The 18,573-nt window shown below is 73.7% G+C and carries 19 protein-coding genes and 1 tRNA gene; 10 read left to right on the forward strand and 10 right to left on the reverse strand.

Annotation, left to right across the window (positions count from 1 at the left end; translation table 11 throughout):
• Positions 1-8 precede the first annotated feature (8 nt).
• From IE329_RS15215 to IE329_RS15230, 4 genes are all read left to right on the forward strand, one after another.
• Positions 9-1,277, forward strand: a complete 1,269-nt coding sequence (locus tag IE329_RS15215; RefSeq protein WP_190211397.1) for a beta-ketoacyl-[acyl-carrier-protein] synthase family protein — start codon at positions 9-11, stop codon at positions 1,275-1,277.
• Entirely contained in the window at positions 1,274-2,491 is a 1,218-nt protein-coding gene (locus tag IE329_RS15220) for a ketosynthase chain-length factor (protein WP_190211398.1), read from the forward strand. The genes IE329_RS15215 and IE329_RS15220 overlap by 4 nt, the downstream gene beginning before the upstream one ends.
• An 84-nt stretch (positions 2,492-2,575) precedes the next feature.
• On the forward strand, positions 2,576-2,833 hold the full coding sequence (locus IE329_RS15225) for an acyl carrier protein (protein WP_190211399.1): 258 nt from the start codon (positions 2,576-2,578) through the stop codon (positions 2,831-2,833).
• 78 nt (positions 2,834-2,911) lie between these two features.
• Positions 2,912-3,862: an aromatase/cyclase gene (locus IE329_RS15230; RefSeq protein WP_190211400.1), complete on the forward strand. Its 951-nt coding sequence runs from the start codon at positions 2,912-2,914 to the stop codon at positions 3,860-3,862.
• Positions 3,863-3,996: 134 nt separating this feature from the next.
• On the opposite strand, the gene IE329_RS15235 is transcribed toward IE329_RS15230, so the two are convergent.
• Positions 3,997-5,118 carry an acyl-CoA dehydrogenase family protein gene (locus tag IE329_RS15235; RefSeq protein ID WP_190211401.1) on the reverse strand — a complete coding sequence of 374 codons (1,122 nt, stop codon included), beginning with the start codon at positions 5,116-5,118 and terminating at the stop codon, positions 3,997-3,999.
• A gap of 191 nt (positions 5,119-5,309) precedes the next feature.
• Here IE329_RS15235 and IE329_RS15240 point away from each other — a divergent pair, with 191 nt between their 5' ends.
• Both IE329_RS15240 and IE329_RS15245 read left to right on the forward strand, forming a co-directional pair.
• On the forward strand, positions 5,310-6,242 hold the full coding sequence (locus IE329_RS15240; protein WP_190211402.1) for an NmrA/HSCARG family protein: 933 nt from the start codon (positions 5,310-5,312) through the stop codon (positions 6,240-6,242).
• A 133-nt stretch (positions 6,243-6,375) separates the two neighbouring features.
• Complete coding sequence (locus tag IE329_RS15245) at positions 6,376-6,789, forward strand: PPOX class F420-dependent oxidoreductase (protein WP_190211403.1); 414 nt, start codon at positions 6,376-6,378, stop codon at positions 6,787-6,789.
• A gap of 139 nt (positions 6,790-6,928) precedes the next feature.
• On the opposite strand, the gene IE329_RS15250 is transcribed toward IE329_RS15245, so the two are convergent.
• Genes IE329_RS15250 through fabG form a run of 4 tightly spaced genes read right to left on the reverse strand, consistent with a single transcriptional unit; the run spans position 6,929 to position 10,410 of the window.
• Entirely contained in the window at positions 6,929-7,771 is an 843-nt protein-coding gene (locus IE329_RS15250; RefSeq protein WP_190211404.1) for a DUF6081 family protein, read from the reverse strand.
• A 57-nt stretch (positions 7,772-7,828) separates the two neighbouring features.
• The gene (locus tag IE329_RS15255; protein ID WP_190211405.1) at positions 7,829-8,863 is read right to left on the reverse strand and encodes an LLM class flavin-dependent oxidoreductase; all 1,035 of its coding nucleotides are present in this window, start codon (positions 8,861-8,863) and stop codon (positions 7,829-7,831) included.
• Positions 8,864-8,887: 24 nt separating this feature from the next.
• Positions 8,888-9,625 (reverse strand): SDR family NAD(P)-dependent oxidoreductase, encoded by a 738-nt coding sequence (locus tag IE329_RS15260; protein WP_190211406.1) that lies wholly within the window; start codon positions 9,623-9,625, stop codon positions 8,888-8,890.
• On the reverse strand, positions 9,625-10,410 hold the full coding sequence (fabG, locus tag IE329_RS15265; protein WP_190211407.1) for a 3-oxoacyl-ACP reductase FabG: 786 nt from the start codon (positions 10,408-10,410) through the stop codon (positions 9,625-9,627). Before fabG ends, IE329_RS15260 begins: the two co-directional genes overlap by 1 nt.
• 184 nt (positions 10,411-10,594) lie before the next feature.
• Here fabG and IE329_RS15270 point away from each other — a divergent pair, with 184 nt between their 5' ends.
• Complete coding sequence (locus IE329_RS15270; protein ID WP_190211408.1) at positions 10,595-11,023, forward strand: nuclear transport factor 2 family protein; 429 nt, start codon at positions 10,595-10,597, stop codon at positions 11,021-11,023.
• Between the two features lie 351 nt (positions 11,024-11,374).
• On the opposite strand, the gene IE329_RS15275 is transcribed toward IE329_RS15270, so the two are convergent.
• Complete coding sequence (locus IE329_RS15275; protein ID WP_190211409.1) at positions 11,375-12,184, reverse strand: AfsR/SARP family transcriptional regulator; 810 nt, start codon at positions 12,182-12,184, stop codon at positions 11,375-11,377.
• A gap of 170 nt (positions 12,185-12,354) precedes the next feature.
• Positions 12,355-12,960, reverse strand: coding sequence for a response regulator transcription factor (locus IE329_RS15280; protein WP_190211410.1), 606 nt, complete (start codon positions 12,958-12,960; stop codon positions 12,355-12,357).
• A 212-nt stretch (positions 12,961-13,172) separates the two neighbouring features.
• Between IE329_RS15280 and IE329_RS15285 the strand changes: the two genes are divergently transcribed.
• Complete coding sequence (locus IE329_RS15285; protein ID WP_190211411.1) at positions 13,173-14,090, forward strand: MBL fold metallo-hydrolase; 918 nt, start codon at positions 13,173-13,175, stop codon at positions 14,088-14,090.
• 69 nt (positions 14,091-14,159) lie between these two features.
• Here the strand turns inward: IE329_RS15285 and IE329_RS15290 are convergent, their stop codons facing one another.
• The gene (locus IE329_RS15290; protein WP_190211412.1) at positions 14,160-14,672 is read right to left on the reverse strand and encodes a flavin reductase family protein; all 513 of its coding nucleotides are present in this window, start codon (positions 14,670-14,672) and stop codon (positions 14,160-14,162) included.
• A gap of 181 nt (positions 14,673-14,853) precedes the next feature.
• On the opposite strand from IE329_RS15290, the gene IE329_RS15295 reads away from it, so the two are divergent.
• Positions 14,854-16,467: an acyl-CoA carboxylase subunit beta gene (locus tag IE329_RS15295; protein ID WP_190211413.1), complete on the forward strand. Its 1,614-nt coding sequence runs from the start codon at positions 14,854-14,856 to the stop codon at positions 16,465-16,467.
• A gap of 73 nt (positions 16,468-16,540) precedes the next feature.
• Complete coding sequence (locus tag IE329_RS15300) at positions 16,541-17,185, forward strand: DsbA family oxidoreductase (protein ID WP_190211414.1); 645 nt, start codon at positions 16,541-16,543, stop codon at positions 17,183-17,185.
• Positions 17,186-17,346: 161 nt separating this feature from the next.
• On the opposite strand, the gene IE329_RS15305 is transcribed toward IE329_RS15300, so the two are convergent.
• Both IE329_RS15305 and IE329_RS15310 read right to left on the reverse strand, forming a co-directional pair.
• Positions 17,347-17,420: transfer RNA gene (locus IE329_RS15305), tRNA-Lys, on the reverse strand.
• Positions 17,421-17,489: 69 nt separating this feature from the next.
• Positions 17,490-18,398 (reverse strand): NADP-dependent oxidoreductase, encoded by a 909-nt coding sequence (locus tag IE329_RS15310; RefSeq protein ID WP_190211415.1) that lies wholly within the window; start codon positions 18,396-18,398, stop codon positions 17,490-17,492.
• Positions 18,399-18,573 lie beyond the last annotated feature (175 nt).

Below are 18,573 nucleotides of genomic sequence, written 5' to 3' on the forward strand. Positions count from 1 at the left end.
GGCAGCCGGTGAACCGGCGCGTCGTGATTACCGGAATCGGAGTGCGCGCACCCGGCGGCTCAGGGGTGAAGGCATTCTGGGACCTGCTGACGGCCGGGCGCACGGCGACCCGGCGGATTTCCCACTTCGACGCCTCGCCGTTCCGGTCCCGGATCGCCGGCGAGGTCGACTTCGACGCCCCCGCCGAGGGATTCTCGCCCCGCGAGATCCGCCGGATGGACCGGGCCACCCAGTTCGCCGTCGCCTGCACCAGGGACGCCGTCGCGGACAGCGGCCTGGACATGTCCGCGCTGGACCCGCACCGCATCGGCGTCAGCCTGGGCAGCGCGGTGGCCTCGGCGACCAGCCTGGAGAACGAGTACCTGGTCATGTCCGACGCGGGCAAGGACTGGCTGGTCGACCCCGGCTACCTCTCCCCGCACATGGCCGACTACCTCAGCCCCGGCATCATGCCCGCCGAGGTCGCCTGGACGGTCGGTGCCCAGGGCCCGGTCACCATGGTGTCGGACGGCTGCACCTCGGGCCTCGACTCGGTGGGCTACGCCGTCCAGCTGATCCGCGAGGGCACCGTCGACACCGTCGTCGCGGGCGCCTCCGACACCCCGATCTCGCCGATCGTCGTGGCCTGCTTCGACGCCATCAAGGCGACCACGCCCCGCAACGACGACCCCGAGCACGCCTCCCGGCCCTTCGACGGCTCGCGCACCGGGTTCGTGCTGGCCGAGGGCGCGGCGATGTTCGTGCTGGAGGAGTACGGGGCGGCCGTCGCGCGCGGCGCCGAGATCTACGCCGAGGTCACCGGCTACGCGACCCGCTGCAACGCCTACCACATGACCGGCCTGAAGAAGGACGGCCGGGAGATGGCGGAGGCGATCCGGGTGGCGCTCGACGAAGCCCGGCTCGACCCGACCGGCATCGACTACGTCAACGCGCACGGCTCCGGCACCAAGCAGAACGACCGGCACGAGACCGCCGCCTTCAAGCGCAGCCTCGGCGACCACGCGTACCGGGTGCCGGTCAGCTCGATCAAGTCCATGGTCGGCCACTCGCTGGGCGCCATCGGCTCGATCGAGATCGCCGCCTCGCTGCTGGCCATCAAGCACAACGTGGTGCCCCCGACGGCCAACCTGCACACTCCGGACCCGGAGTGCGACCTCGACTACGTACCGCTGACCGCCCGCGAGCAGCGGGTGGACACCGTCCTGTCCGTCGGGAGCGGCTTCGGCGGCTTCCAGAGCGCCATCGTGCTCCGCCGCCCCGAGGGGGTCTCCGCATGACCGTCCGGACCGTCGTCACCGGGGTCGCCGTCGCGGCCCCCAACGGCCTTGGCACCGAGGACTACTGGAAGGCGGTGCTGGCCGGCCAGAACGGGATCTCCGAACTCGTCCGCTTCGACGCCACCGGCTACCCGTCCAGGCTGGCCGGGCAGATCCTCGACTTCGAGGCCAAGGACCACATCCCGAGCCGGCTGCTGCCGCAGACCGACGTCTCCACCCGCTACGCCATCGCGGCGGCCGGCTGGGCGCTGGAGGACGCGGCGGTCGGGCCGGACACGCTGCCCGACTACGACATGGGCGTCAGCCTGTCGACCGCCCAGGGCGGCTTCGAGTTCACCCACCAGGAGTTCCAGAAGCTCTGGAGCAAGGGGCCCGAGTACGTCAGCGTCTACGAGTCCTTCGCCTGGTTCTACGCCGTCAACACCGGCCAGGTGTCGATCCGCAACGCGATGCGCGGCCCGGGCATCGCCCTGGTCGGCGAGCAGGCCGGCGGGCTGGACGTGGTCGGCCACGCCCGCCGGGTGATCCGCCGGGGCACCCGGCTGGTGGTCAGCGGCGGCGTCGACTCCGCGCTCGACCCGTGGGGCTACACCTCGCAGCTCTCCGGCGGCCTGGTCAGCACGGTGGACGACCCGGCCCGCGCCTACCTGCCCTTCGACCGCGCGGCCTCCGGCCACGTGCCGGGCGAGGGCGGCGCCGTGCTCGTCCTGGAGGACGCCGGCTCGGCCCGCGACCGGGGCGCCCCGAAGGTCTGGGGCGAGATCGCCGGGTACGCCGCGACCTTCGACCCGCGGCCCGGCTCCGGCCTGCCGCCGGGCCTGCGCCGCGCCGCCGAACTGGCCCTGGCCGACGCCGGACTGGAGCCGGGCGACATCGACGTGGTGTTCGCCGACGCGGCCGGCAGCACGGCGGGCGACCGGGCGGAGGCCGACGCGATCCGGGAGGTCTTCGGGCCGCGCGGGGTCGCGGTGACCGCGCCCAAGGCGAGCATCGGCCGGCTCTGCGCGGGCGGCGGCCCGGTGGACCTGGCCACCGCGCTGCTCTCGATCCGGGACGGCGTCGTCCCGGCGACCGCGCACACCTCGGACGTGCCCGAGGAGTACGGCATCGACCTGGTCACCGGCGAGCCGCGGACGCTGGCCGTCCGCGCCGCGCTGGTGCTCGGCCGCGGCCGCTGGGGCTTCAACTCGGCGGTCGTGGTGACCGCCGGCTGACCACCCGGCAGGTCCGGCCGCCCGGGCACGGGCGGCCGGGCCCACCGTACGAACCACAACAGCGAGCAGGACGAGGGGACAGACATGGCAACGATGGAGATCGACGACCTGCGGCGGATTCTGGTCGCCTGCGCGGGCGAGGACGACGGCATCGACCTCACCGGGGAGATCGAGGACAGCACCTTCCAGGAGCTGGGCTACGACTCGCTGGCGCTGATGGAGAGCGCCGCCCGGATCACCCAGGAGTACGGCGTGGTGCTCCCGGACGAGGCGGTCAGCGACGCGGCCACCCCGCGCACGGTGCTCGCCGCGGTCAACAGCATGGTGACCGCCGCCGCCTGACCGTACGTCGCGCCGGCCGGGCCCAGGCCCCGGCCCAGGACCGCCGTTGGACACCCGCACCGAGGAGAGCGCACCGTCATGACCGAACCCCGGCAGCACCCGATCGAACACCGCACCGAACACACCCTGGTCGTGGCCGCGCCGGCGAAGGCGCTCTACGGCCTGGTCGCGGACGTCACCCTGTGGCCGGCCGTCTTCGGCCCGAGCGTCCACGTCCAGCACCTGGAGCGCGGGGAGGACACCGAGCGCTTCGAGATCTGGGCCCTGGTGAACGGCGAGGTGTCGCACTGGACCTCCCGCCGCACCCTCGACCCGGAGCGCCTGCACGTCACCTTCCGCCAGGAGCGCAGCCGGGGCCGGATCGGCTCGATGGGCGGTGAGTGGATCTTCAACGAACTCCCCGGCGGCCGGACCGAGATCGTGCTGGTGCACCTGTTCACCCCGGCCGACGACGACCCGGGGACGGTCGACTGGATCAACGCGGCGCTGGACCGCAACAGCCCGCTGGAGCTCGCCGCGCTCGGCCGGATCGCCGAGCTGGGGCACCCGGTGGAGGACGTGGTCTTCTCGTTCACCGACACCCTGCCGCTGCAGGGCTCGGCCAAGGGCGCCTACGAGTTCGTGAACCGCGCCGACCTCTGGGCCGAGCGGCTGCCGCACGTCGGGCGGGTCAGCCTGACCGAGACCGTGCCGGGCATCCAGGAACTGGAGATGGACACCGTCACCGCCGACGGCTCGGCGCACACCACCCGCTCGGTCCGGGTCTGCCGCGCGCCCGAGTGGATCGCCTACAAGCAGCAGCTCACGCCCCGGCTCCTGCTCGGCCACAGCGGCCTGTGGACCTTCACCGACGGGCCGGACGGGCCGGTGGCCCACGCCCGGCACACGGTGGCGATCGACCCGTCGGCCGTCACCGGGGTGCTCGGCGCCGACGCCACCCTGGCCGACGCGCGGGCCTACGTCCGGGACGCGCTGGGCCGCAACAGCCTCACCACGATGGAGCACGCCGCGCGCGCCGAGGCGCTCTGAGCGCGGCGCACAGCCGAGGGGCCCGACGGAAGCGCTGCCGTCGGGCCCCTCTCGCACGTCCGGCCCGCACGTCCGGCCCGCGCGGGCCCCGGCCGGCCGGCGGCCGGCCGGCGGCCGGCCGGGGCCCGGGTCGGTCAGCGCAGGGCGAAGACCTCGTCCGCGTAGGCCTTGGCCGCCGGGTCGAACTGCAGCACGATGTGGCTGGCCGCCGAGTTCGCGTCCCGCCAGTGCCGCTGCAGGGCCGAGGAGTCCTGCTGGGCCCGGGTGCCGCCGGCCCGGAACAGGCGGTTCACGGCGGCCAGCGCCAGGTCGGCCGCCAGGGCGCAGTCACGGGTGCTCCGGGCCACGTCCAGGGCGGTGACGCGCTCCTGGTCGGCCGCCCGGGCGGCGCGGTCCAGCAGCAGGCCGGCCGCCTCGATCTCGCCGGCGGCGCGGGCCAGCACGACGGCGGAGGCGGCCGGGATCCCGCCCGGCGCGCCGGCCGCCCGCAGGGCCGTCTCGTCGGTCCAGGCGTCCAGTGCGCCGCGGGCCGCGCCGAGCACCGGGGTGGCGAAGCAGAGCCCGTTCACGGCCTTGAGCGGCACCCGGTGGCAGGCGGCCTCCGCGCCCTCGGCCGCGCCGCCGGTGACGGTGTCCCGGCTGAACGAGCGGGCCGCGGGCACCGGCACGTCCTCGATCACCAGGGTGTTGCTGCCGGTGCCGCGCATGCCGACGCTCTCCCAGGTCTCGACGATCCGGTACGAGGCCCGCGGGACGGCGAAGAACCGGGCCTGGCGCGCCTCGTCGGTGGTGACGGCGCAGACCAGGGCCCAGTCCGAGTACTCGATCACGCTGACGTACGGCCAGCGGCCCGATATCCGCCAGCCGTCGGCGTCCGGCTCGGCCTTGCCGAGCGGCATCAGCGCACCCACGATCAGCGGGTCCGGTCCGTCCTGCCAGAGCTCCTCCTGACCCGCCGCGGGCAGGTAGGCGGCCATCCGGCCGAGGCTGGCGGTCAGGGAGGCGGCCCAGGCCGCCGAGGTGCAGCCCTGGCCGACCGTGGCGACCGCCTCGGTCACGGCCGTGAAGGTGCCCGCCGTGCCGCCCCACCGGGCCGGCACGAAGTGGCGGGCGAATCCCGCGTCCAGCACCGCGCGCACCACCCGGGCGTCGAGCCGGCGGTCGCGCTCCGCCTCGGCGGCGAGTCCCGCCGCGGCCTTCGCCACGTCGGCGGCCGCCTCGACGAGGTCCGGGCCGCTCGTCACGCTGTTCGCCATCCTGTCCAACTCCTTGAATCCGGGGTGCCCCTACGCTGACGAACCAGGCTCCCCGGCGCCGCTCGACCGGCGCTGGAGGCCCGCCGGACCCGCCGCGCGGGCGGCCGCCCGGCGGGATTCGAGTGAGGCTAGAGCCTCCCCTGCGACCGTGGGCCGCAACGACCAGCAGGCGTGAGATTGGGGAGCAGACCGTGTCAGTACCGACCACGGAAACCGACGAGGGCCGGTGGGTCCTCGTCCTGGGCGCGACCGGCAACCAGGGCGGTACCACCGCACGCCACCTGCTGGCCCGGGGGACGGCCGTGCACGCCTTCGTCCGGGACCCGCAGGCCCCGCGCGCCCGGGAGCTGAGCGCGGCCGGCGCCACCCTGGTCCGGGGCGACCTGGAGGACGCGGACTCGGTGCGCGCGGCGATGCGCGGCGCGCACGGCGTCTTCAGCGTGCAGACCCCGCTCGGCCCGGGCGGCGTGCCGGCCGAGGAGCGGCACGGCCTGCTGCTCGCCGACATCGCGGCCGAGACGGGTGTGGCGCACTACGTGCACAGCTCGGTGGGCGGCGCGGAGGAGCCGGCCGGGGTGTTCTGGCGGGAGGCCAAGCTCCGGATCGAGGAGCGGGTGCGCGAGCGCGGACTGCCCGCGACCTTCCTGCGCCCGACCTACTTCATGGACAACCTCAACCAGTACCCGCCGCTGCTGGAGGACGGCGAGCTGGTCTACCGCCGCGGCCTGGAGCCCGGCAAGTCGCTCCAGATGATCGCCAGCGAGGACATCGGCTTCTTCGCCGCCGAGGTGTTCGCCGACCCGGAGCGCTTCATCGGCGCCAAGCTGGAGATCGCCGGCGACGAGCTGACGGGCGACCAGATCGCGGCCGCCTTCGAGAAGCACACCGGCATCACCACCCGCTACGACGCCGTCCCGATGGCGGAGCTGCGGGCCACCAGCGAGTGGCAGGCCACCGCCTACGACTGGCTGAACCGGATCGGCTACCACGCCGACATCGCCGACCTGCGCCGCCGTCACCCGGGCCTGCTCACCCTGGAGGGCTGGCTGGCCAGGACGGGCTGGGCCCCCGCCGAGCACCACGTCGCACCGGCCGCCGCGGGCGTGCCGAAGGCCGCCGGCTAGCCCGCCGGGCGGGCTCGGACCCGGGCCCCCGCTGTGGCGTGTGCCGCCACAGCGGGGGCCCGCGCTCGTTAGTCTGCTGGGGGCGGCTCCACGCCCTGCGTCGTTGCGGCACAAGCATCTTGAGGAGCAGGACATGGTATTCACCGAGGTCGAGCTCGCCTATCTGGCGGGCCAGCGGCTGGGCCGGCTGGCCACCGTCGCGCCCGACGGGGCACCGCAGAACAGCCCGGTGGCGTTCCGCTGGAACCCGGAGACCGGCACCATCGACATCGGCGGCCGCGCACTCGGCGACAGCCGCAAGTTCCACAACGTCGAGGCGAACCCCAAGGTGTCGTTCATCGTCGACGACATCGCCTCGTTCCAGCCGTGGCGGGTCCGCGCGGTGGAGATCCGGGGCCGTGCCGAGGCGCTGCGCGGGGCCGAGTCCACCGGGTACTTCAGCGGCGAGATGATCCGCATCCACCCCCGCCGGGTGCTCTCCTGGGGCCTGGACCCGGAGCTGTCCGGCATCCAGGCCCGGACGGTCGGGCAGAGCGGCCGGGTCTGAGCGGCCGGGTCCGGGCGGGCCGGTCCGGGGCGTCCGGTCCCGGGCGGCCGGGGCCGAAGTGCCGGCCCGGGACGGCGGCGGGGGAGGAGCCGGGCGCCCGGTTCCTCCCCCGCCGCCGTCACCGGCCCGTTCCTGCGGCTCAGTCGGCGGCCGAGACCCGCACGGCCGCCCGCCGGACCCGCAGCCGGACGCCCTGGCCCCACACCGGATCGGCGAACATGCCGAAGCCGAAGGAGAACTGACGCGGTTCCACGTCCTCGTCGGGCCCCTCGGTGGAGCGGGCGAGGTAGGTGTCGTCGGCCAGCCGGCGGCCGATCCGGTCGACGGTGAAGGCCTCGGTGCCGTCCACCGACCAGGTGGTGCGGCCCGCGCCGGCGTCCACCGAGATGGCGAAGCGGTGCTGCTGCCCGGGCGTCCGCTCGGCCACCGGTACGGCGTACGAGAAGACGCCGTGCGCGGCGCCCGGCCGGGGCAGCCGCTCGTACAGGGCCCAGACGACCTTGTTGGTGAGCGCGAAGTCGAAGACGATGCCGCTCTCCAGGTCCACGCAGACCATCGCGCCCATCCCGCAGCGCAGGGTGGCGTCCGGGTCCTGGACCTCGTCCCCGTACAGGTGCAGGGCGGTGTTGAACAGCTCGGCGGAGAGCTGCAGTTCGGCGGTCAGCCGGCCCTTCTCGGGGACGTCGAAACCGAGCGTGCCGCCGAGCGAGGTGCGGTTGGCGAAGGAGACCCAGCGCAGGTGGCCGGGGCCGCCGTCCAGGGCGAAGGCCGGCAGGCCGGTGGTGGGCTCGGTGGAGGTGGGGGTCACCACCAGGCCGGCCGGCGAGGAGGAGACGACGCCGTCCCCCTCGGGGCGGCCCGCGCCGGGTCGCAGTTGCCAGCGGGCCTGCGGCCCCTCGTGGTCGAGGCCGGCGGTGAAGTCGTCCTCGAAGATGAGCCGTTCGGTCCCGGCGGCTCCCGCGGGTGTGTCCTGGGCCGTCATGAGTGTGCTGCCTTTCGGTAGGTGGCGTGGGTGGGGGTGGGCGGGGCCGGCCCGCGGTCAGCTCGCGACGCCCGCGAGGTCCAGGGCCTCGGCGGCCCGGCGCAGGATGGCCAGCCGGCCCTCGTGGTCGGTGGCCGCGGCGGAGACCATCACGCCCAGGGTGGTGACGCCGGCCTCGGCGAAGGCCCGCATCCGGTCGGCGATCCGGGGGACGGGGCCGGCCAGCGAGGTCCGGTCGATGAAGTCGGCCGGGATCGCGGCGCCCGCGCCGGCCCGGTCGCCAGCGGCCAGCCGCTCGTGGAACAGGGCGATCTCCTTCTCGTGGCCCATCTCGCGGGCCATCGCGCAGTAGAAGTTCTGCGCCGGGTCGCCGATCCCGAGCATGTAGACGTAGTGCGGGCGCAGCTGGTCGAGGGCGCCGCCCAGGTCGTCGGCCACCGCGGTGGGCAGGCTCGGCAGGACGTCGAAGCCGGCCATGCCGAGCCCGGCCAGCTCCCGTCCGGCCCGGATCTCGCCGACCGACTTGGCGACCGCCTCCGGGGAGGTGAACACCCCGATCCAGCCGTCCGCGATCTCCCCGGCCAGCCGCAGGCTGCGCGGGCCGACGGCGGCCAGGTAGACCGGGATCCGGGGGCGCGGCAGCTCGGTGAACAGGTGCAGCGGGGCCCCCTCGCCGCCCGGGCCCGGCAGGGTGAAGTGCTCGCCCCGGTGGTCGACCGGCCCGCCGGCCACCGCCTTGCGGACGATCTCCACGTACTCCCGGGTGCGGCTCAGCGGGCGGGCGAAGTCCACCCCGTACCAGCCCTGCGAGACGCCGGGGTTGGAGACGCCGAGGCCGAGCCGGAACCGGCCGCCGCTCAGCGAGTCCAGGGTCGCCGCGGTGAGGGCGGCCAGGCCCGGCGGGCGGGCCGGGATCTGCATCACGCCGGAGGCGAGGCCGATCCGCTCGGTCTGCCCGGCGACCAGGCCGAGCACGCTGGCGGCGTCCGAGCGGTAGCCCTCCGGGGCGAGCACCACGTCGTAGTCGAGGCCTTCGGCGGCCCGGGCCAGCGCGCCGGCGCCCTGGTAGACGAGATTTGCGCCAAGTCGCACGGTTTCTCCAGAGGTGACGAATGGTCAGATGAGGTGGGCGCCGCCGTCGACCAGCAGGACCTGGCCGGTCGAGTAGGTGGCGCCCACCATGGCGAGCACCGCCTGGGCGACGTCCTCGGGCCGCCCCACCCGGCGCAGCGGGGTGCTCTCCCTGACCCGCTCGGCGATGGTGGCGAAGAAGTCGCTGCCGGCCGTCCAGGGCGTCTCGACCAGGCCGGGGGCCACCGCGTTCACCCGGATCTCCGGCCCGAGGGTGTTCGCCAGCAGCCGCGTCATGTGCTCGATCGCGGCCTTGGACACGGCGTACGGGACGGAGCTGCCGGCGGGCCGGCTGCCGGCCACCGAGGAGATGTTGACGACGGCCCCGGAGCCGGTCGCCCGCAGGTGCGGGACGGCCGCGACGGTGGTCTGCCAGGTGCCGAGGACGTTCAGGTCGAAGATCTCCCGCCACACCTCGGGGCCGGCCGCCTCTAGGTCGGCGTGCGGGACGGGCCTGGTCCGCCCGGCGTTGTTCACCAGGATGTCGAGCCGCCCGTAGTGCTCCACGGTGGTGGCGACGAGCCGCCGGGCCTGCTCCTCGTCGGAGACGTCGGCCTGGACGTACAGGGCGTCGGGGAGCGAGGCGGCGAGCTTCTCGCCGGCCTCCACGGAGTGCGCCGAGTTCACCACCGTCCGGATCCCCTCGGCGGCGAACCGCTCCACGACGGCCCGGCCGATCCCGGAGGAGGAGCCGGTGACGACGGCGACGCGCGGGGTGCCCATCAGTAGTTCCCCAGGCCGCCGCAGACGTTGAGCGCCTGCGCGGTGACCGCGGCGGCGTCGTCGCTCACCAGGTACTCGACCATCGCGGCGACCTCACGGACCTCCACGTAGCGGCCCAGCGGCACCCGGGTGGTGATCCGGTCGTGGGTCTCCTCCTCGGTCACGCCCCAGATCGCCGCGTAGTGCTCGCGTACCCGCTCGGCCATCGGCGTCTCCACGAAGCCCGGGCAGACCGCGTTCACGGTGATGCCGGTGCGGGCGAGCTCCAGGCCCAGGGCCTTGGTGAAGCCGACCACGCCGTGCTTGGAGGCGGAGTAGGGGGCGGCGTGCACCACGCCCTGCTTGCCGCCGGTGGAGGCGATGCTGATGATCCGGCCGCGCTCCTTGGCCAGCATGCCGCCGGCGTTGAGCACCTCCTTCGTCATCAGGAAGACGCTGTTCAGGTTGGTGTTGATGACGTCCAGCCAGAGTTCGTCGGGGATCTCGGCGGTGGCGCCGCCCCCGCTGCGGCCGGCGTTGTTCACCAGGATGTCGACCGGCCCGAAGCGCTCCACCGCGGCCGCCACGTAGCTCTTGATCTGCGCGTGGTCCGCCACGTCGCAGGCCGACCCGTCGACCTCGAGGCCCTGCTCGGTGAGCTGCTTCACCGTCGCGGCGAGCTCCTCCTCGCGGCGCGCGCAGATGTACACGCGGGCGCCGAGCCCGGCGAGCCGGGTCGCGATCTCCAGGCCGATGCCGCTGGTCGCGCCGGTCACCAGTGCCACCGGCTTCGCTGCCACAGTCATGCTTCCTCCAGTGCTGTCGTCCGCACGTCGTCGTCGGGCCCGCGGCGAGCATGGCCGCGGCGGCTAGAGCCGGGGTGGAAACCTGATGGAGCGCAGGCCGGAGGGTGCCAGGACCCGTTCTCAAGCCTCGTTCGAGCGGCCCCGGTCACCGTGAACGTGACCACCCGTCTTCCCTGGAGGCCCGATGACCACCGCGCCCGTCCGTACCGACCTGTACGCGCAGGTCCAGCACTTCTACGCCCACCAGATGCAGGCCCTGGACGGAGGCCGGTTCGAGGAGTACGCCGCGACCTTCACCCCCGACGGCAGCTTCCAGCACTCGCCGGGGGCCGAGCCGGCGGTCGGGCGGGCCGGGATCGTCCACGAGCTGGTGGAGTTCCACAAGCGCTTCGAGGGCGACCCGGTGCAGCGCCGGCACTGGTTCAACCACATCGCCCTGGAGCCGCAGCCCGACGGTTCGGTCCGGTCCACGGTCTACGCCCTGGTGGTGACCGTCCGGCCGGGCGGCAAGCCGGAGATCGCTCCCAGCTGTGTCGTGCACGACGTCCTGGAGGTGGACGGCGAGGGGGTGCTGCTGCGTTCGCGGCTGGTCACCCACGACCAGATGTTCTGAGGCCGGCGGCGCCCGGCGGTCCGGCGGTCGGCCCGGTTGTGCGTGTGCGGCGGTCCGGCCGTGCCGCCGTCGGGCCGGCGCCGGACCGACCGTGCGGCGCCTGTGTGACCGGACCGCCGTCCGACCGGTCCGGCCGACCGGGCGGTGCGCCCGGGCCGTACAAGGGGCGGGACGGCGGGGCGGTGCGCCCGGGCCGGCCGGCGGGCCCGGAGAACAGGGCGGGGCGACGGCCCTTCGGCCGTCGCCCCGGTTCCTTCCCGTCGCGTTTCGGTGCGGTGTCCGCCGCAGGTCCGGCCGGCTCCCCGGTGCCCGGGCCACGCTGCCCTGGGGCTCCGGGGAGCCGGCGAAAGGTCAGCTGGCCAGCTGCCGGAGCAGGCTCTGGCCGGGCAGGTCGAGCGCGGGGTCGTTGGCCAGTACGGCCCGGTGCAGGCGCTGCAGCCGGGGGGAGGGCTCGACGCCGAGTTCCTCCCGGAGGGTGGCCCGCAGCTGGCGGAACACCTCCAGTGCGCGCCAGGGACTGCCCGAGCGGTAGAGCGCCAGCATCAGCTGGGCGCACAGGTTCTCGTGCATGGGGTGCTGGGCGACCAGCATCCGCAGCTCGCCGAGCAGGACGGTGTGCATGCCGAGGCGCAGGTCCGCCTCGATCCGGTGTTCCAGGACCTGCATCCTCGCCTCGTCCATCCCCAGCACCTCCATGCTGAGGATGCGTCCGACCGGGACGTCCACCAGGGCCGGACCGCGCCACAGGGCGAGTGCCCGGCGCAGCTGGTCCGAGGCCTGCTGGTCGTTGCCGGCCTCCAGGGCGGCGGCGCCCTGGGTGGCCAGCCGCCCGAACTCGGCGAGGTCGCTCCGGTCCCGGCTCGCCCGCAGCTGGTAGCCGCCGAGCGAGGTCGCCAGTACGTCCTTCGCCGACTCCCCCGAGTCGGCGCCGAGCACACTGGTGATCTTCTTGCGAAGTTGAAGAATGTACGTCTGCAGGGTGGTGGCCGCACTCCGCGGGATGTCGTCGCCCCAGGCTTCCTCCATGAGGGTGGCCACCGGGACGATGCGTCCCGCGCGCAGGGCGAGGAGTGCCAGAATCTGGCGGGGTTTGCCGGCGCTCGGTACCACCGAGACGCCGTTATTTCTGATGGAGAGTGGCCCCAGAACTGCAATTTCCACAGTGGATCCCCCGGTTTGTGGTCGGTTGCTACTCTGCTTCGAGGATGGCAGCAAGGCTCCTTTCCTGACAAGTGAGGATTTCACGAGAAAGGGCTCGAAGGTTTGACGCGTGAACGGTCGTGTGGTTCACGTCACGCGATATCCGGAATCAATGGTTCCGGATATCCGGATCAGATCAGCCAGCCGGCCTCGCGGGCAATCCTGACGGCGTCCAGCCGGTTCCGCGCGTTGAGTTTGGTCACCGTGGAGGTCAGGTAGTTGCGTATGGTACCCACGGACAGGTGGACCCGGGCGGCGATCTCGGCGATCTCGGCGCCGTCCGCGGCGAGCCGCAGCACGTCGATCTCCCGCGGGGTCAGCACGGGGCACCGCCGGTCCCGCGCGACGCGCACCAGGTGGGGGTCGACCACGCGGTGGCCGGCCGCCACCCGGCGGACCGCGCGGGCCAGTTCCACCGGTGGCGCGTCCTTGAGCAGATAGCCCCCCACCTGTGCCGCGAGTGCCTCGCGGGCCACCGCGGGGTGGTAGAGGTTGGTGAGGATCAGGGTCTTGCAGGAGGGCAGTTCCTCCTTGAGCCGGACCGCGGTGCTGATGCCCTGGGACCTCGGTTCGCCGACCGCGATCACCGCCACCTCCGGGTGGTGTTCGAGCGCTGCGGCCATCGCGCCGTCGCACCCGACGTCGGCGACGACCCGCAGGTCCTGTTCGAGCTCCAGCAGGGCCACCAGGGCGCCCCGGATCATGTGGAGGTCTTCGGCCACCACGACACGTATCACGATTTCCCCCCGTTGCGTGGCAGCATGATCTTGCTCGTGCCGCACCCCTGGGTCGATACTACTGAGCCCGGGCTTTGCCGGCATGCACGATTGTGTTGCGGCCACGTAATCAACAGTCGTCGGGTAATCGTCCTGGGGCACCCTTCGAGCAAGTCTCCAGTGGGATCACCGATCATCAGGGATAAGTGATCGGAAAACCACAGGGAGCGACCATGTCCGGGTCAAAGCAATCCGCCGCCGGCCGTACCGAGGAGATCGCCGACGGAATTTATGCCTATGTACAGCCGGATGGCGGATGGTGCCTGAACAACGCAGGTGTTATAACGTCGGACGGGCAGAGCGCGCTGGTGGACACCGCCGCGACCGAGGCCCGGGCGCGCCGGCTGCGCGAGGCCGCGCTGTCCGTCGCGCCGGCCGCCCCCCGGGCGGTGGTCAACACCCACTTCCACGGCGACCACACCTTCGGGAACTTCGTCTTCCCTGAGGCCGTGGTGATCGGCCACGAGCGGCTGCGCACCGAGATGGCCCAGGCGGACCTGCACCTGACCACCCTCTGGCCCGACGTCTGCTGGGGCGACCTCGAACTGGTCCTGCCCACCGTCACCTTCGCCGACCGGATGACCCTGCACGTCGGCAGCGTGCGCGCGGAGCTGATCCACCTGGGCCCGGCGCACACCACCAACGACACCGTGGTCTGGCTCCCCGAGCAGAGCGTGCTCTTCACCGGCGACCTGGTGATGTCCGGCGTCACACCGTTCTGCCCGATGGGCTCGCTCGCGGGATCGCTGGACGCGATAGGGCGGTTGCGCGCACTGGGCGCCCGCACCGTCGTCACCGGTCACGGGCCGGTCGCCGGCCCGGAGGTGCTCGACACCGCGGAGCGGTACCTGCGCTGGGTGCGCGACCTGGCCCGGGAGGGGATCGCGGCCGGCCTCAAGCCGGTCGAGACGGCCCGCGGCTGCGAACTCGGCGAGTTCGCCGGACTCCTCGACTCCGAGCGGCTGGTGCCCAACCTGCACCGGGCGTACGCCGAGGAGCTCGGCGCCGCACCCGGCGACCCGCTCGACATCGGTGCCCTGTTCGCCGAGATGATCGAGTTCCACGGCCGGCTGCCGGCCTGCCACGCCTGACCCGGGCCGGCGCCGCCACCCGCGAGGGTGCCGGCGCCGGCATGCGGTCGGCGCGCGGTCGGCGCCCGGTCAGCGCGCGGGCGCGGCGAACGCGCCGGAGCCCTCCCAGGCGGAGAAGGCGCCCCGGTGGTAGAGCATGGGCGGGCGCCGGAGCACCTCGACCCCGTCCACCCGCGCGAAGAAGACCACGTGGTCGCCCGCCTCCACGGTCTGCACCACGTTGCACTCCGCGTACGCCAGCGCGAGCGAGCGCAGCACGGGGGCGCCGCCCGCCACCTTCGAGGGCTGCCAGTCGACCTCGGCGAACTTGCCGTCGGAACGGCTCGCGAACACCAGCGCCGCGTCCTGCCCGCCGTCCGCCAGCACGTTCACCACGAAGGACTTCGAGGTGCTCATCGCCTCCAGCGTCTGCGAGCGCAGGTCCACGCAGACCAGCAGCAGGGGCGGGTCGGCCGAGACGGCGGACATCGCGTTGCAGGTGAAGCCGCGTGGCTCCCCGTCGGGGCCCAAGGCCGTGACGATCGAGACGGCCGTCGGGAAAGAGCCGAACAGTTCACGAAAGCTGCCCGAGTCCACTGCCATTCCGCTTCACCGCCACCGTTCCGGTACTGGTTCCTGGGTTCACCAGGAGGCTGCCGGAGCCGGCTGGAACCCCGGTGGACCGATGCTGGAGGCCCCGTGTCCAGGGGGTTTCGAGCCCGGCTTGAGCCGGGTCGCGGACGCTCGCCCGGTACGGCCGAGCACTCTCCGAGGAAGGGCAGCCATGAGCATCGTCGAGGAACGGCCCCTGCGCGAAGACGTCCTGCCGCCCGTCGAGCCGGCCCCCGACGAACTGCGGGACCGGACGGCCGCGCTGGCCGGCCTGCACCGCCTCGTGCAGGAGGGGCCGGGCGAGCGGGCCACCGCGGCCCAGCACGCCAAGGGCAAGCTGACGGTCCGGGAGCGGATCGGCCTGCTCTTCGACGAGGGGTCGTTCACCGAGGTGGAGGCGCTGCGCCGGCACCGGGCCACCGGCTTCGGCCTGGAGCACAAGCGGGTGCACACCGACGGCGTGGTCACCGGCTGGGGCACCGTGCACGGGCGGACGGTCTTCGTCTACGCGCACGACTTCCGGATCTTCGGCGGCGCGCTGGGCGAGGCCCACGCCGAGAAGATCCACAAGATCATGGACCTCGCGGCGGCGGCGGGCGCGCCGCTGGTCGGGCTCTGCGACGGGGCCGGCGCCCGGATCCAGGAGGGCGTCACCGCGCTGGCCGGCTACGGCGGCATCTTCCGGCGCAACGTCCGGAACTCCGGCGTCATCCCGCAGATCTCGGTGATGCTCGGGCCCTGCGCCGGCGGCGCCGCGTACTCCCCGGCGCTGACCGACTTCGTCTTCATGGTCCGCGGCACCTCGCAGATGTTCATCACCGGCCCGGACGTGGTGCAGGCGGTGACCGGGGAGGTGATCACCCAGGACGCGCTCGGCGGCGCGGACGCCCACGCCGCCGCCTCCGGGGTGGCCGCGTTCGCCTACGACGACGAGCGGACCTGCCTGGAGGAGGTCCGCTACCTGCTGTCGATGCTGCCGTCCAACAACCGGGAGCTGCCGCCCGCCGCGCCCACGGGCGACCCGGCGGGGCGGCGGGCCGACGCGCTACTGGACATCGTCCCGGCCGACCCGAGCCGCTCCTACGACATCCGCCGGGTGATCGAGGAGATCGTCGACGACGGCGAGTACCTCCAGGTGCACGAGGCCTGGGCGCAGAACGTGGTCTGCGCGCTGGCCCGGCTCGACGGCCGGGTGGTCGGGATCGTCGCCAACCAGCCCGCCGTGCTGGCCGGCGTGCTGGACATCCACGCCTCCGAGAAGGCCGCCCGGTTCGTCCAGTTGTGCGACGCCTTCAACATCCCGCTGGTCACCCTGGTCGACGTCCCCGGCTTCCTGCCCGGCGTCGACCAGGAGCACGGCGGGATCATCCGGCACGGCGCCAAGCTGCTGTACGCGTACTGCAACGCCACCGTGCCGCGGATCCAGGTCATCCTGCGCAAGGCCTACGGCGGCGCCTACATCGTGATGGACTCCCGCTCGATCGGCGCCGACCTGTCGCTGGCCTGGCCGGCCAACGAGATCGCGGTGATGGGCGCGGAGGGTGCGGCCAACGTGGTGTTCCGGCGCGAGATCGCCGCTGCGGACGACCCGGCCGCCACCCGCGAGCGGCTGGTCAAGGAGTACCGGAGCGAGCTGATGCACCCGTACTACGCCGCCGAGCGCGGCCTGGTCGACGACGTGATCGACCCGGCCGAGACCAGGTCCCGGCTGATCGGCGCGCTGGCCATGCTCCGGGCCAAGGACGCCCCGCTGCCGAGCCGCAAGCACGGCAACCAGCCGCAGTGACGGCGGACTTGACCTCAAGTCCGCTTCAAGGTGAATAGTCGGACCAGGTGTCTCACAGCGAAGGGGAATTCAAGTGAAGGTCGAGATCTGGTCCGACGTGGTCTGCCCGTGGTGCTACCTCGGGTCCCGCAGGTGGGCCGCCGCGCTGGAGCGGTTCCCGCACGCGGACCAGGTGGAAACCGTGTGGCGCGCCTTCGAGCTGCGCACCGACGCGCCCAAGGTGCAGGGCGTCACCCTCACCGACCTGATGGGCCGGCGCGGGCTGCCGCCCGAGCAGGTGACCACGATCTTCGCCCGGATCCGCGGCCTCGGCCAGGAGGCGGGCATCGACCTGCGGCCGGGCGAGGTCCGCCCGGTGAACTCCTTCGACGCGCACCGGCTGCTGGGGCTGGCCTCCGGCCTCGGGGCCGGGCAGGCGATGGCCGACCGGCTGTTCCGCGCGTACCACTCGGAGCTGCTCAACATCGCCGACCACACGGTGCTGGCCGGGCTGGCGGCCGACGCCGGGCTGCCGGCCGGCCCGGTGGCGGAGCTGCTCGCCGGGGACGACCGGACCGCGGAGGTCAGGGCGGAGGAGGCGCGGGCCGCCGTGGTGGGGGTGACCGCGGTGCCGTCCTTCGTGCTCGACGGCCGGCCGGCGGTCTCCGGCGCGCTGGACACCGACGAACTGCTGGCGCTGCTCACCGACGCCTGGGAGGCGGACACCGCGCGGGTCTGACCGGCGGGCCTGCGGCGTCCGTCCGGGCGCCCGGACGGACGTCGCGGTGACGACCCCGCGGAACGGCCTCGCGGAACGGCCTCGCGGGAGGACCTCCCAAAACGGCCTCGCGGAAACGACCGAGGGCCTCCCGCCGTCGCGGAAGGCCCTCGGTCTGTCTGTGCGCCGCCAGGGACTCGAACCCCGGACCCGCTGATTAAGAGTCAGCTGCTCTAACCAACTGAGCTAGCGGCGCCTGCTGACGCGGAGAACATTACCTGGTCAGCAGGCGAATCCGCCAATCGGTTCGGAGCGGGCCCGCGGCTCAGGGGGTGAGCACGACCTTGCCCCGGACGTGGCCGCCGGCGACCAGCCGGTGGGCCTCGGCGGCGCGCTCCAGCGGGAAGGCCTCGGCGATCTCCAGGCGCAGGCCGCCGGCCGTCCAGAGGTCGGTCAGCTCGGCCAGCCGGGCCGCCGAGCGGGGGCCCCGCAGGAACTGGACGCCCAGCCGCTGGGCGCCCTGGAAGTCCGTGATGGTGCCGATCCGGGCCCGGTCGGCGACCAGCTCGACCGAGGCGTCCAGGGCGCCGTGCCCGGCCGCGTCCAGGGCCGCGTCCACCCCCTGCGGGGCGAGCGCCCGGACCCGGTCGGCGAGCCCCGGGCCGTACGTCACCGGGACGGCCCCCAGCTCGCGCAGGTAGTCGTGGTTGCGCTCGCTGGCGGTGCCGATCACGGTGGCCCCCCAGGCGCGGGCCAGCTGGACGGCGACGGTGCCGACCCCGCCGGCCGCGCCGTGCACCAGGACGGTGTCGCCGGCGCCGACCTTCAGCCCGCCGAGGGCGACGTGCGCGGTCTGGCCGGAGGCGGAGAGCGATCCGGCGTGCTCCCAGGGCATCCCGGCCGGCTTGGCGACCAGCTGGGAGGCGTCCACGGTGACGTAACCGGCGTGGCTGCCGAGCAGCCGGAAGCCGAGCACCTCGTCGCCGACCTCCCAGCCGGAGCTGCCCGCCCCGAGCCGGTCGACCACGCCGGCGAACTCGTTGCCGAGGATGACCGGCAGCTCGACCTGGGCGCCGGGCGGGGTCCAGCCGCCGCGCACGGCGAGGTCGGCCGGCTGCAGGCCGGCCGCGTAGACCTGGACCCGCACTTCGCCCGGTCCGGGCACCGGGTCCGGCACCTCGGCGACCCGCAGCACCTCGGGGCCGCCGAACTCGGGGACGGTCACTGCCTTCATGGGGTGCTTCTCCTGTCGTCAGGTCTCCGCACCATCATGGAAGTTGAAGCGCCCTTGAGGTCAAGTGCCCGGCGGCGTGTCGGGCAAGGATTGAACGCATTGTCGGATTTATCCTGACGCGGGGCCGGGGGTCACCCCGCCGGGGCGACGGCCCCCGGCGACCGGACGCCGAGAG

This window comes from Kitasatospora indigofera, assembly GCF_014655955.1.
Lineage (GTDB): Bacteria > Actinomycetota > Actinomycetes > Streptomycetales > Streptomycetaceae > Kitasatospora > Kitasatospora indigofera.